Annotated in this window: 12 protein-coding genes; 8 read left to right on the top strand and 4 right to left on the bottom strand. The window is 71.2% G+C overall.

The window, feature by feature from the left end; genetic code table 11:
- Positions 1-24: 24 nt before the first annotated feature.
- Positions 25-1,305 (bottom strand): MFS transporter, encoded by a 1,281-nt coding sequence (locus tag ACZ4EG_RS08365; RefSeq protein ID WP_467790038.1) that lies wholly within the window; start codon positions 1,303-1,305, stop codon positions 25-27.
- Positions 1,302-2,681 (bottom strand): MBL fold metallo-hydrolase, encoded by a 1,380-nt coding sequence (locus ACZ4EG_RS08360; protein ID WP_467790037.1) that lies wholly within the window; start codon positions 2,679-2,681, stop codon positions 1,302-1,304. Before ACZ4EG_RS08360 ends, ACZ4EG_RS08365 begins: the two co-directional genes overlap by 4 nt.
- A gap of 88 nt (positions 2,682-2,769) precedes the next feature.
- Between ACZ4EG_RS08360 and ACZ4EG_RS08355 the strand changes: the two genes are divergently transcribed.
- The 7 genes from ACZ4EG_RS08355 to ACZ4EG_RS08325 all read left to right on the top strand — a co-directional run bounded on the left by ACZ4EG_RS08355 (position 2,770) and on the right by ACZ4EG_RS08325 (position 10,138).
- Positions 2,770-3,447, top strand: coding sequence for an ArsR/SmtB family transcription factor (locus ACZ4EG_RS08355; protein WP_467790036.1), 678 nt, complete (start codon positions 2,770-2,772; stop codon positions 3,445-3,447).
- Positions 3,444-4,700 carry an MFS transporter gene (locus tag ACZ4EG_RS08350; protein WP_467790035.1) on the top strand — a complete coding sequence of 419 codons (1,257 nt, stop codon included), beginning with the start codon at positions 3,444-3,446 and terminating at the stop codon, positions 4,698-4,700. Before ACZ4EG_RS08355 ends, ACZ4EG_RS08350 begins: the two co-directional genes overlap by 4 nt.
- Entirely contained in the window at positions 4,697-5,008 is a 312-nt protein-coding gene (locus ACZ4EG_RS08345) for a sulfurtransferase TusA family protein (protein ID WP_467790034.1), read from the top strand. The genes ACZ4EG_RS08350 and ACZ4EG_RS08345 overlap by 4 nt, the downstream gene beginning before the upstream one ends.
- Before the next feature lie 94 nt (positions 5,009-5,102).
- Positions 5,103-6,278: a PP2C family protein-serine/threonine phosphatase gene (locus ACZ4EG_RS08340; RefSeq protein WP_467790411.1), complete on the top strand. Its 1,176-nt coding sequence runs from the start codon at positions 5,103-5,105 to the stop codon at positions 6,276-6,278.
- Positions 6,279-6,356: 78 nt separating this feature from the next.
- Complete coding sequence (locus tag ACZ4EG_RS08335) at positions 6,357-8,813, top strand: tetratricopeptide repeat protein (RefSeq protein ID WP_467790033.1); 2,457 nt, start codon at positions 6,357-6,359, stop codon at positions 8,811-8,813.
- A complete protein-coding gene (amcB, locus tag ACZ4EG_RS08330) occupies positions 8,806-9,903 on the top strand; it encodes a cyclophane-forming radical SAM peptide maturase AmcB (RefSeq protein ID WP_467790032.1) in 1,098 nt (365 codons plus the stop codon). The genes ACZ4EG_RS08335 and amcB overlap by 8 nt, the downstream gene beginning before the upstream one ends.
- Entirely contained in the window at positions 9,887-10,138 is a 252-nt protein-coding gene (locus ACZ4EG_RS08325) for a hypothetical protein (RefSeq protein WP_453546665.1), read from the top strand. Before amcB ends, ACZ4EG_RS08325 begins: the two co-directional genes overlap by 17 nt.
- A gap of 35 nt (positions 10,139-10,173) precedes the next feature.
- Here ACZ4EG_RS08325 and gap read toward each other — a convergent pair whose 3' ends face one another.
- On the bottom strand, positions 10,174-11,172 hold the full coding sequence (gap, locus tag ACZ4EG_RS08320; RefSeq protein ID WP_453546667.1) for a type I glyceraldehyde-3-phosphate dehydrogenase: 999 nt from the start codon (positions 11,170-11,172) through the stop codon (positions 10,174-10,176).
- Positions 11,173-11,309: 137 nt separating this feature from the next.
- The gene (locus tag ACZ4EG_RS08315) at positions 11,310-12,266 is read right to left on the bottom strand and encodes a GlxA family transcriptional regulator (RefSeq protein WP_453546669.1); all 957 of its coding nucleotides are present in this window, start codon (positions 12,264-12,266) and stop codon (positions 11,310-11,312) included.
- 84 nt (positions 12,267-12,350) lie between these two features.
- Here ACZ4EG_RS08315 and ACZ4EG_RS08310 point away from each other — a divergent pair, with 84 nt between their 5' ends.
- Positions 12,351-13,208: a DMT family transporter gene (locus ACZ4EG_RS08310; RefSeq protein WP_467790031.1), complete on the top strand. Its 858-nt coding sequence runs from the start codon at positions 12,351-12,353 to the stop codon at positions 13,206-13,208.
- The last annotated feature ends 45 nt before the right edge of the window (positions 13,209-13,253 follow it).

Genomic DNA, 13,253 nt, shown 5'->3' with positions numbered 1-13,253 from the left:
CCTCTGCGCCCGCCGGGGGCCGGATCAGTGCATCGCGGGCTTGTGTTCGCTGATCCAGCGGGCGGCGAGCAGCCCGGAGCCGGCGGTGAGGACAGCGGCGGCGATGACGGTCGCGTTGAGCCCGAAGGCGTCCGCGAGGAGGCCGGCCACCAGGGCGCCGACGGCATAGCCGATGTCGCGCCAGAAGCGGTAGGTCCCGAGTGCGTTGGCGCGCCAGGCGGGGTGGGCATGGTCGGAGACCGCGGCGATCAGGGCCGGGTAGACCATGGCGGTGCCAAGACCGAGGACGGCGGCGGACAGGACACCGGCCAGCAGCGGGCGGTCGAGCAGTGCCAGGGCGAGGACGAATCCGCCGGCCTGGACGAGCATGCCCGTGACGATGAGGGGCTTGCGGCCGATGCGGTCGGCGAGGTGGCCGGTGGGGATCTGGCCGATGCCCCACAGGATGGGGTAGAGGCCCTTGATCAGACCGATGGCGGCGAAGCCGAGGCCGTGTTCGGTGAAGAGCAGGGGGAAGACGCCCCAGGTCAGACCGTCGTTCAGATTGTTGACCAGGCCGGCCTGGCTGGCGCCGCGCAGGGAGCGGTTGCGCCAGGAGGTGCGGGCGAAGACGGCGGCCAGTGTGGTGTCCTCACCCGTCGGCAGGGGCTTGGCGTGCTGGGCGAGTTCGAGAGCGACGTGCGCGGCGGTGTCACGGACGATCACGGACAGACCGAGCCCGGCGGCGACGAAGACGACGCCGATGAGTTCGGGGGCGGGGCGCAGGCCATAGGCGGTGGCGAGGTAGCCGGTGAGCAGTGCGGTGACCCCGACGGCGGTGTAGCCGGCGGCCTCGTTGACGCCGGTGGCCAGTCCGCGCCGTGCGGGGCCGACGAGGTCGATCTTCATGTTGACGGTCATCGACCAGGTCAGACCCTGGTTGACACCGAGCAGGACATTCGCGGCGACGATCCAGCCCCAGGACGGTGCCCAGGCAAGCGCGAACGGCACGGGCACCCCGATCAGCCAGCCGGTGACCAGGAGCTGTTTGCGGCGGAAGCGGGCGGTCAGCGCCCCGGCGGCGAGGTTGGTCAGCGCCTTGGTGACACCGAAGGCGATGATGAAGGAGAAGACGGCCAGGTCGCTGGTCAGCTGGAAGACATCGGCGCCGATCAGCGGGACCGTGGTGCGTTCCAGGCCGACCAGGCCGCCGACACAGACGTTGACGACGACGAGCAGGGTGAACTGCGGCCAGTTCTCCCGCAGGCCCAGCCGTATCGGCGGGTCGGGAGTGGTAGTGGTGGCCGGGTGGTGGGGCGTACTCACGACTGAACGCCCTCCGTGCCCTCGGTGAGCCGCTGACCATGGGCGGCGGCGTAGTCGGCGGGCCCGCCGTCGAGGACCGCCACATCGGAGTGGCCCGCGCGTTCCAGCAGACTGGCTGCGGTCATGGCCCGCTCGCCGTGGCCGCAGGCCACGACCGCGCCCTCGGGGGCGTCGACGGCGCGGGTGCCGAGGCTCGCGAGCTCGATGTGCACGGCGCCCGGGACATGCCCGGCCGAGAACTCGGAGCTCTGACGGACATCGACATAGGGCCGGTCCGCGGTGCGGTCGGCCGTGATGAACGCGGTGGTGGCCTGCGGGTTGCCGGCCGCGAGCCAGGCCCGCATGCCTCCGGCCAGGCGTCCGGACAGCCGCTCGTAGCCGATCTTGTACGCCTGCCAGACGATCTCGGCGGGCTCCTGGTCCTCGGCGGTGACGAACGCGATCGGGGCGGCCTCGGACAGCAGCCAGCCCAGCCAGGTGGCGAACTGGTCGCGCAGCGGGATCGAGAGCGCACCGGGGATGTGTCCGGCGGCGAAGTCCGCGGCCGGGCGGACGTCGACCACCTGACCGCCCTGGGCGAGCAGGCCGGCCACCTGCCCGGCGGTCAGGTCGGGCAGCGCCGGAGTGCCGGTCAGGATGCCCGGGCCCTTGCGGTTGGCCTCGGCGAGCCGGTCGAAGTACGCCGGATAGCTGCCCAGGCCGCCCAGCAGCCGTCGTACGAAGGTGTCCTCGTCCGGGGCGGTCAGGAGCGGGTTGCTCTGCTTCTGCGCGCCGATGGTGGAGGTGCGCTCGCTGCCCGGCGGCGCCGAGCAGAAGGAGCCGGCTCCGTGGGTGGGCCACACCCGGGTCTCGTCGGGCAGTGCGGCCAGCCGCCGCAGTGAGCGGTACTGGGCGCGGGCCAGTTCCTCGGTGCGGTCGGCTCCGAGGAGGTCGGTGCGGGCGGCGGAGTTCACGATCATCGAGCCGCCGGTGAACACCCCCAGCTCGTGGTCGCCGTCCAGCAGCAGGAACGACAGGTGCTCGTCGGTGTGGCCGGGCGTGGCCAGGGCGCGCAGGGTCAGCCCGCCGAGGTCCGTCTCGTCGCCGTCGGCCAGCGGCGTGTGGGGGAAGACCCGCCGGCCGGCGGCCGACGCCAGCACGCGCGCGCCGTCGTCGTGCGCCAGCTGGACGGCGCCGGAGAGGAAGTCCGCGTGCAGATGTGTGTCGGCCGTGAACGCGACGGTCAGGCCGCGCCGGTCCGCGGCCTTCCGCAGGGTGCGCAGGTCACGGGCGGCGTCCACGGCCAGGGCGCGCCCGTCGCCGAGGTCGACGAGGTAGGCGCTGTTGCCGAGTCCGGCGTCGACCAGGGCTATCAGGTGGTCGTCGGCAAACCCCATCAGGTCCTCCAAGGTTCGGATGCGAGGCGGCGTGTGGTCACAGCACCCTCCTTCATCTACACTATTCCATGGATTTATGGAGGATGACATGGCGGGAAGCAACTCGACCGGCACGAAGGCGCAGCTGTACGACGCGTTCGCAGCCAGCGGCAAGGCGCTGGCCAGCGGAAAGCGCCTGGAACTGCTTGACCTGCTCGCCCAGGGCGAGCGTACGGTCGACGCACTCGCCAAGGCGGCGGGACTGAACCTGACGACGGCCTCGGCACATCTGCAGACGCTCAAGCAGGCCGGGTTCGTCGTCACCCGCCGCGAGGGCGTCCGCATCCACTACCGGCTCGCGGGCGACGACGTCGCCCAACTGTTCGCGCTGCTGCGCAAGGTCGCCGAACGCCACCAGGCCACCGTGTCCGGCGCCCGGGACGCCTACCTCGGCGAGGACGGCGCGGCGGAGGTCACCCACGAAGAGCTGCGCGCCCGCGCGGCCGCCGGAGACGTACTGGTGCTGGACGTGCGGCCGAAGGAGGAGTACCGGGCGGGGCACATCCCCGGCGCACACTCCATTCCGGTCGACGAACTGGCCGACCGGATCAACGAGTTGCCCGAGGACACCGACATCGTCGTGTACTGCCGGGGCGAGTACTGCGTACTCGCCTACGACGCGGTACGGCTGCTGACCGACCGCGGCCGGCGGGCGATCCGCCTGAACGACGGCATGCTGGAGTGGCGTCTGGCCGAACTGCCCGTCGAGGCGACGGACTTGGCATGACGAGTACGCAATCGGCCGGCCCCTCCTCCATATCGGACGTCGTTCCGGCCCAGCGGCGCATCCTGCGCGTGCTGGTCGCCACTCAGGTCCTCAGCGGTGCCGGGCTCGCCGCCGGTGTCACCGTCGGTGCCCTGCTCGCGCAGGACATGCTCGGGACCACCAGCCTCGCCGGGCTGCCCAGTGCCCTGTTCACCGCCGGTTCCGCGCTCGCCGCCGTCGCCGTCGGCCGTATCTCCCAGGCCCGCGGCCGCCGCCCCGGCCTGGCCACCGGATACCTCACCGGAGCCATCGGCAGCGGCGGCGTCATCACCGCCGCCGTCCTCGACAATTCCGTTCTGCTGTTCCTCGCGCTGTTCGTCTACGGCGCCGGCACCGCCACCAACCTCCAGGCCCGCTACGCCGGAGCGGACCTCGCCGACCCCGCCCACCGCGCCCGCGCCGTCTCCTCCGTCCTGGTCGCGACCACGCTCGGGGGCGTCGTCGGCCCCAACCTCGCCTCACCCACCGGCGACCTTGCACACGTCCTCGGCATACCCCGCCTGGCCGGACCCTTCCTTCTCGCCGGCGCCGCCTATGCGCTGGCAGCCCTCGTCCTGGCCGTGTGGCTGCGCCCCGACCCGCTCCTGCTCGCCCGCACCCTCGACCAGCAACGGGCCACGGCGACCGACGACACACAACGAGCCGCGTCGACGGCCGAACGGCGCCGCCCCGGAGTCGTACTGGGCGCACTGATCATGGTCCTGAGCCAGGTGGTGATGGTCGCGATCATGACGATGACGCCCGTCCATATGCGCGACCACGGACACGGCACCGCCGCCTCCGGACTCGTCATCGCCATCCACGTCGGTGCGATGTACCTCCCCTCACCGCTCACCGGCCGGCTCGTCGACCGCTACGGCCGCATCCCGGTCGCCGCCGGATCCGGCATCACGCTCCTCGCCGCCGGCATCCTTGCCGCCGCCGCGCCCGGCGACTCCGTCGCGCTGCTGGCCCTCGCGCTGGCCCTGCTCGGACTCGGCTGGAACCTCGGCCTGATCTCCGGCACCGCGATCATCACCGACGCCGTGCCGCTCGCCGCCCGCGCCAGGACGCAGGGCCTGGTCGATGTCTCGATCGCCATCGCCGGCACCACCGGCGGCCTCGCCTCCGGCATCATCGTCGACGCCGCGAGCTACCCCGTCCTCGCACTCACCGGCGGCATCCTCGCACTGGCCGTCCTGCCCGCCATCGCGGCCTCCGCGAGCAGCCGATGACCCTCCACCCCGTCCCCGCCCCCGCACCCGCACCCGCACCCGACCTCACCGTCGACGGCACCGGCCTGCTCTGCGTCACCCTGCTGCTCAAGCTCCGCGCCGCCATCGACGACGTACGGCCCGGCACCGTCGTACACGTCATCGCCACCGACCCGGCCGCTCCCCTCGACCTGCCCGCCTGGTGCCATATGACCGGCCACGACCACCTCGGCCCCGTTCCGGGCGACCGCCCGGTGTACGCCCTCCGGCCGGCCGCCGACGCACGCCTCACCCGCCCCGACGCCCCCTGGCACACAGCCGACCACTGACCTGTGCCGAGCCGCGCGATGCCGGCCGACAGCACCCCGCGGGCGGCCCTGCCCGGGACGGTGCAATCTGGAAGATGTGGATGTGCGGCAAGGCATGGCCGGCCTGCGGCAGCCGTGGCAGTCGAGCCATGCGCTGCTGGTGATCCCGACCGCGCTCATCCTGGTGATCACGATGGTGGACCAGCTGGTCCCGGCCGACATCCATCTCGGCCCGCTCCTGGTCATCGCCCCCGCGATCACCGTTTCCTTCGCGGGGCCCTGGGTGACCGGGCTGATCGGGTTCCTGGCCGTGACGGCGCAGGCGTACATCGGCTGGCACTTCGGCGTGCTGTTCTCACGCAACGTCCTGGTGCAGATCCTTGCCCTGGCGGTGCTGTCGGCGCTGACGGTGTTCTACTGCGTCGTACGTGAGCGACGACTGCGCCAGCTGGCACAGGTGCGCGCGGTCGCCGAGGCCGCGCAGCACGTCCTGCTGTGGCCGCTGCCCGAGCGGATCGGTCCGCTGACGATCGCCTGCCTGTACCTGGCCGCCGAGGACGAGGCCCAGATCGGCGGTGATCTGTACGCCGCGACCTCGACCGACATCGGCGTGCGGGTCGTGATCGGTGACGTACGGGGCAAAGGCCTGTCCGCCATCGGCGAGGCCGCCCTCATCATCGGGGCCTTCCGTGAGGCCGCCCACGAGCACACCTCCCTGCCCGAGCTGGCCGCCGCGCTGGAGCGGAGCGTGGCCCGGAATCTGCCCGACCTCGTGCCCGAGGAGGAGACGGGGGAGCGGTTCGCCACCGTGCTGCTGGTGGAGATGCCGAACGAGGGCCGTCTCACGCGGATCCTCAGCTGCGGTCACCCTCCGCCCCTGCTGCTGAGTCCCGCCGGGACCGTCACCGTTCCGGTGCACCCGGCGCCCCCGCTGGGCATCGGCGCGCCGACACCCACCGAGTACACCCTCGACGTGTTCTCCTTCGAGCCCGAGGACACCCTCCTGCTCTACACCGACGGTGTCATCGAGGCCCGCGATCCCGGCGGCGTCTTCTACCCGCTCGCGGAACGGGCCGCGCAGTGGGCCGGCAGCGCTCCCGAAGAGCTCCTGCACCACGTCCGCCGCGACCTCCTCGCCCACGTCGGCGGACGCCTGGAGGACGACGCCGCGATCATCGCGCTCTGCCGCACGCCCGAAGCCCACCGCCACCGACGGGGCACCCACATGGGCAGGTCCGCTCACGGCACCGGAAACGCCGTGCCCCTTCAGACGCACACCCTGCCGGACTGAGGCGTCAACCGGCAACACGCGTTGGTCACTTGGAGACATCGGGTACACCCGCAAGGCGATGGACTCCATGATGGAGCCATGCGGGACGATGTGGATCCGGTCGTGGGCGACCGAGCCGATCCGGGGAGCCGACGCGCCGGCGGCGTGACCGTCGGAGCGGACCTGGTCGACTTCCGCGGCGGCCGCTTCCACGGAGACGTCGTCGCGAAGAAGGTGGAGCACCACCACCACCACACGGCACCGGTCACCGACGCTCTGCAGTCGCTCCCCGCGGCCGCCCGGGGATTCGTCGGGCGCCACGACGAATTGCACGCGCTGCTCCAGAGCCTGGACCCCGCGGCTTCGAGCCACGGCACCGTGGTCATCTCCGCAGTCGCCGGACTCGGTGGCGTCGGCAAGACGGCACTTGCCGTACGGGCCGCGCACATCGCGAAGGACCGGGGACTGTTCCCGGCGGGAGTTGTCTTCCTCGACCTCCATGGATACGACGAGACTCCCGTCACGCCGGGAGAGGCGCTGGAGCAACTGCTCACGGCCTTCGGCGTCCCGGGCGAGCACATGCCCGCAAGCGCCGACGCACGTGCCGGTCTGTACCGTTCCGTCCTGACGGAGATCGCAGAGGACCGGGGCGCCCTGCTGATCGTCGCGGACAACGCCTCGCGCCCGTCGCAGGTACGGCCCCTGCTGCCCGGGCATCCGCGGCACCGGGTCCTGGTCACCTCCCGCGACACCCTCTCCCAGCTCGGCGCCCAACTGCTCCATCTCGGCGTGCTGCCCGCACAGGTCGCGGTGGAGGCCCTGAACACGGCTCTGCGGACGGCAGATCCCCATGACTCCCGTGTCGACCGGGAGGAGAACGAGGCACAGCGGTTGAGCGCCTTGTGCGGACACCTGCCCCTCGCGCTGCACATCGCCGCCGCCCTCCTCGTCAACGACCCGGGCAAACCGGTGGCCGAACTCGCGGACGAACTCGCCGACGCGGCGACCCGCATCGACCAGCTCGATGACGGAGAACGGGCCATCAGGGCGGCCTTCGACATGTCGTACCGGCGACTGGACGACGGATCCGCGCGCCTGTTCCGGCTGCTCGCCCTGGCCCCGGGCCCCGAGGTCGGCATGGAAGCCCTCACGGCACTCGGCGGCCGCACACCCGCACCGCGTGCCCTCGACACCCTGGTCAGAGCCCACTTGATCGAACCCGGCCTCAGCCGCGGCCGCTGGCGCATGCACGACCTCGTACGTGTCTACGGAATGGCGAAGACACAGGAGAACGCCGAGTTCAAAGACGAGGGGCAGGCAGCACGTGCGCGGCTGCTCGGCCAGTACCACGAGCGAGTCCTCGACAGCCACGCCTACCTCAAACCGATGTCCGGGCACACTCGGGACGGAGGCTTCCGCGACCGGGAACAGGCACTGCGGTGGCTCGACACGGAACGCATCGGACTCGTCGCCGCCGCCCAGTGGGCCGCCGATCCCGCACATGCCGAGCCCGGAGTGCGCTTCGCTCTGAGCCTGTGCCACTACCTGGGCTGGCGAAATCACTTCGCCGACGCCGCAGTTGTGTACCGGCACGTGCTGGACGGCGCACGCCTGCTGCAAGATCCGTACTACGAGGGAATGGCCCACGACAACCTCGGCATCGCCCTGCGTCACCTGCGGCTCCTCGATGAGGCCATAGCGGCGCACCGGCGCGCCCTGGAGCTGTTCGCGGACCTGGACTCCCCTCTCGGACAGGGCAGAGCCTGGTACAACCTGGGCAGCGCGCTGCAAGAAGCCCACCACCATGACCAGGCGCTGGAGGCGTTCGAGGAAGCCGACGGGCTCTTGAACGAGTCGGGAGCGCAGTACACCGCGGCCCTGGCCCAGAACGGGCGGGCCACCGTCCACCTCAAGACCGGGCATTTCAACAAGGCACTTGACTGTCTGAACCCTGCCCGCGATCTGTTCCGGTCCATCGGGGACCTGTACCTCGAAGCCGTCACCACCAACAACCTCGGGCGTGCCCGGAGGGGACTCGGGCATCTGGACGAGTCACGTCTGGACCATGCCCGCGCCATGGAACTCTTCCAGGCCGTGGGCCACGACCAACGCGCGGCCATCGCCCGGAACGACCACGCACTCACCCTCCGCGCCATGGGCCGGCTGCAACAGGCTCTCGTGGAGCATGCCGAGGCACTGCGGGCCGTGCGTGAACAGCGAGCGCAGTACCGTGAGGCGATCATCCTCAACGACCTCGGGGTGACCCTCCGCCGGGCGGGGCGCCACAAGGAAGCCGCCGAGTGCCATCGGAGCGCCTTGACGCTGCACCGCGATGTCTTCTCGGATCCCCATGGGCAAGCCCAGTCACTCGACCTGTATGCCGTCGCGGCACTGGCCCTGGGCCGGTCCGACGACGCGCTGCGTGCCTGGGGGGATGCGGTCCGTCTGTACCGGGAGGCCGACGCGGAGGACGCGGCGCAGGCTGCCCTACGACGCATCGAGGGCGCCGGCCGGGATGCGCGCGGCCCCCGGAGCCAGGAAGCCGCACATGGTTGAGCTGGCCCGGTCGGCAACCGTCGTGTACCTCCAACCCGTGACACTGTGCAATCTCGACTGCTCGTACTGCTACCTTCCCCAACGCGCGGTGCACAGACGCATGTCCGTGGATGTGGCCGATACCGTGGCGCGAGCGGTGGAGTCCTGGTCCGACCTCCACCCCGTGCGTGTGGTGTGGCACGGGGGAGAGCCACTCGCACTCGGTCTCCGGGGATTCGCGGAACTGCTCCGTCGCTTCACCGAGCGCCGGCACCGCGGCGGACATGCCGTTCAGACCAACGCCACGCTCATCGACGAGGCCTGGTGCGAGCTGTTCCTCCGGCACCGGATCAAGGTGACGGTCAGCCTGGACGGCCCACGACGCCTGAACCGTGCCCGCCTCACGCGCGGCGGAGGGGAGAGCTTCGACGCCGCTCTTCGCGGCATCGCCCTGCTGCGCGGACATCGGATCCCGTTCGGGGCCATCGCGGTGGTCGAGGAGCCGGATCCGCAGCTCGCCATCGAGCTGTACGACTGGTTCGCGCAGTTGGGGTGCCAGGTGCTCGGCATCAACATCGTGGAACGCAAGGGCACACGCTTCACGGCCTCGGTCGACGACGACCGTGTCACCGCCTTCTGGGCCGCCCTGGCAGCCCGGTGGAGAGACGACGACCGGCGGCTGCGGATAAGGGAGTTCGACCACGCCGCCCGCTATGTGGCCGCGGTGCGCACGGATGAGCTGGCACGACGAACCGCGGCAGCCTACGACCCCATGCCGATGGTCGGTTGGGACGGCGATGTGACGGTACTGGGTCCGGACCTGACAGGGTGTGACTCCCCACGCCTCGGGGCGCTGAGCGTGGGCAACGTCCGCGAGACCGATCTCGCGGAACTGGTACGGCGAGCCTCGCAGGTGACATGGGTGGCAGAGGCGCTGCGCGGCTTCGCCGAATGCCGCCGTGCCTGCGATCACTTCGCCTACTGCCTCGGCGGCCAGCCGTCGAACAAATACTTCGAGACCGGCCGATTCGACGTCACGGAAACCGTGTACTGCCGCAACAGCAAGAAGCGACTCATGGAGGGGCTGATCCACAGTGACCGACAAGCCTGAGGCCGACGAGGATCTTCCCACCCGCGCCGACGTCCTGGTCTCCGCCGACATCGCCGATTGGGGCGATGGAACGGACTATTCCTCCTACCGTCGGCGCCCGCGTCGGCGACCGGCCGATGCCCATGAGGCTGCGAAAGCTCCAGAGGCGGTTCCTGAAGCCGACGCGGACAACACGGCCGAACGAGAAGGAAACGATGACGAGGAGGCGGCTACCGAGACGCCTCCCGGCACCTGACCAGTTCGACACGCACCGTATGCGCGCCTCAGGGGTCAGCGAGCGGCGAGCAGTTCCAGCGTGTCGATCACGCGGTTCGAGAAACCCCACTCGTTGTCGTACCAGGCGACCACCTTGACATGGCGGCCGTCGACGCGGGTGAGGGCCGAGTCGAAGATCGAAGAGGCCGGGTTGCCCGTGATGTCGGAGGATACGAGGGCGTCGTCCGAGTACTCCAGGACGCCGGCGAGCGGCCCCTCCGCCGCGGCGCGGTACGCCGCCAGCACGTCGTCGCGCGTCACGTCGCGGGCCACGGTCGTGTTGAGCTCGACGATCGAGCCCACCGGAACCGGTACACGGATCGAGTCGCCCGACAGCTTGCCGTCGAGGTTCGGCAGCACGAGGCCGATCGCCTTGGCGGCGCCCGTCGTGGTCGGCACGATGTTCACGGCGGCGGCGCGGGCGCGACGGGCGTCGCGGTGCGGACCGTCCTGCAGGTTCTGCTCCTGCGTGTAGGCGTGCACCGTCGTCATGAAGCCGTGCTCGATGCCCGCGAGTTGGTCGAGCACCGCGGCCAGCGGCGCGAGCGCGTTGGTCGTGCACGAGGCGTTGGAGACGATCGTGTGCAGGTCCGGGTCGTACGCGTCGGTGTTGACCCCATAAGCGAGCGTGACATCGGCGCCGTCCGACGGCGCACTGACGAGCACCTTCTTCGCACCCGCGTCGAGGTGGGCGCGGGCGGCCTTGGCCGACGTGAAGCGACCGGTCGCCTCCAGCACGATGTCCACACCGAGTTCGGCCCACGGCAGCTGCGCCGGTTCGCGCTCGGCGAGCACCGTGATGCGACGGCCGTCCACGACGAGGACGTTGCCGTCCACGGACACCGGGCGACCGAGCCGGCCGGCCGTCGTGTCGTAGGCGAGCAGCCGCGCGAGGGTGGCGGGCTCCGTGAGGTCGTTGACGGCGACGACCTCCAGGCCGCTGTCGCGCTCCAGCAGCGCGCGCAGCACATTGCGTCCGATGCGGCCGAATCCATTGATGGCGATGCGAGTCATAAGTGGCGTCCCTTCGGTTCGACACCAGCGTCGTGTGCCCCAATTGCCGGTGACAGCGGCGCGATCGCCATGGTTCAAAAGGATCGCGCCACGCGGCGCCACGCGGCGGTGTGCTGCGCGGCGCGCCACGTGCTGCGCTACTCGCCGCGGGTGAAGGTGCGCCGGTACTCGCTCGGGGTGGTGCCGAGGATGCGCTGGAAGTGCAGCCGCAGATTCGCACCAGTGCCCAGTCCGACATCGGTGGCGATCTGCTCGACGCCGCGCTCCGAGCGCTCCAGCAGCTCACGGGCCATGTCGATGCGGGCGCGCATGACCCACTGCATCGGCGTGTATCCGGTGTCCTCGGCGAAGCGGCGCGAGAAGGTACGAGGCGAGACGGCCGCGTGCCGGGCGAGCACCGTGAGGGTGAGGGGCTCGTCCAGCCGGTGCAGCGCCCACTCGCGGGTGGCGGCGAACCGCTCGCCCAGCGGCTCCGGCACGCTGCGCGGCACATACTGCGCCTGACCGCCGCTGCGGTAGGGGGCCGCGACCAGCCGCCGGGCCGCGTGGTTCGACGCGGCCACCCCGCGGTCACCGCGCAGAATGTGCAGGCACAGGTCGATGCCCGAGGCGGCCCCGGCCGACGTCAGCACACTGCCCTCGTCGACGAACAGCACGTTCTCGTCCACCCGGACCAGCGGATGCTTCGCCGCGAGTGCCCGCGCGTAGTGCCAGTGCGTGGTGGCCCGCTTGCCGTCGAGCAGACCCGTGGCGGCCAGCGCGAAGGCACCCGTCGAGATGGCGGCGAGCCGCGCGCCCCGGTCGTGGGCGGTGATCAGTGCGTCGACCACGGCCTGCGGCGGATCGTCCCGGTCCGGAAACCGGTAGCCGGGAATGAAGACGATGTCCGCCCACGCGAGTGCGTCGAGGCCGTGGGCTACGTGGTACGACAGGCCGTCACCGCCGGTCACGAGGCCGGGCGCGGCGCCGCACACCCGCACCTCGTACGGCATGCTCGCACGGGTCGTGAACACCTGCGCGGGAATGCCGACATCGAGCGGCTTCGCCCCTTCGAGCACGAGGACGGCGACGCGACGAAGCCGGGAGACTGGCACGGGAACAGGGTATGCGGGGCGACACACGCGATGCGTGCCGGTCGGTGGCGGGAGGATGCGTGGCGGGCGGGGCATGGTGGGTGTGTGATCGTGCTCGCTGTCGTCTGCGCTGTGATGGGGGCCGCCAGCAATGCGGTGGGAACGGCGTTCCAGCGGAAGGCCGCCTCATCGGTGTCCCGGGGCGGCGGCTTTCGTCTGCTGGCCGCTCTCGTACGGCGCCCTGCCTGGGTGATCGGCATCGCCGGCGTCATGGGCGCCGCCCTGTTCCAGGCCCTGGCCCTGGTGAACGGGCCCATGGCCCTGGTCCAGCCGCTCTTCATCCTGGAGCTGCCGTTCGCCCTGCTGGTGGCCGCCCCGCTGATGCACCGCGGGCTGCCCGCGAAAGGCTGGTGGGCGGTCGGGGCAGTGGTCACCGGACTGGCCGTGGTCCTGGCCGCGGCAGCGCCGGCGGGTACCGGGAACCAGGCGGCCATGGTGCGCTGGGTGCCGGTCCTGGCGCTGCTGCTGGGAGCGATGGCGGCGGCCGTCGTCCTGGCCCGACCGGCACGCTCGCCGCTCTTTCGCGCGGCCACCCTCGCCACGGCCGCCGCGATCGGCAACGCCCTGACCGCCGCACTCATGAAGTCGGCCACGGGGCGGCTTGCCGACGCCGGTGTTCCCGCGTTCCTCGCCACCTGGCAGACGTACGGCTTCGCCCTCGTCGGCATCTGTGCGGTCCTGCTCCTGGAGAACTCCCTGCAAGCCGGTTCACTGGCCGCCTCACAGCCCGCGCTGACCATCGGAGACGCGACGACGAGCCTCGTCCTGGGCGTGATCCTGTTCAGTGAGCACATCCGAACGGGCTGGTGGATCCTGCCGGAGGCGGCGGGCGCCCTGCTGATCGTGTGGGGCGTCGGCCGGCTCACCCGCGTGGTACCTCACCTCATCGAGCTCGCTCACTAGGGGGTGTACGGCGGACACGGCCGCAGGACGTCGGCACCGGAGACG

The sequence above is a fragment of the Streptomyces sp. NPDC025638 genome, from assembly GCF_055558775.1.
This window is presented reverse-complemented; position numbering and strand designations above follow the sequence as displayed.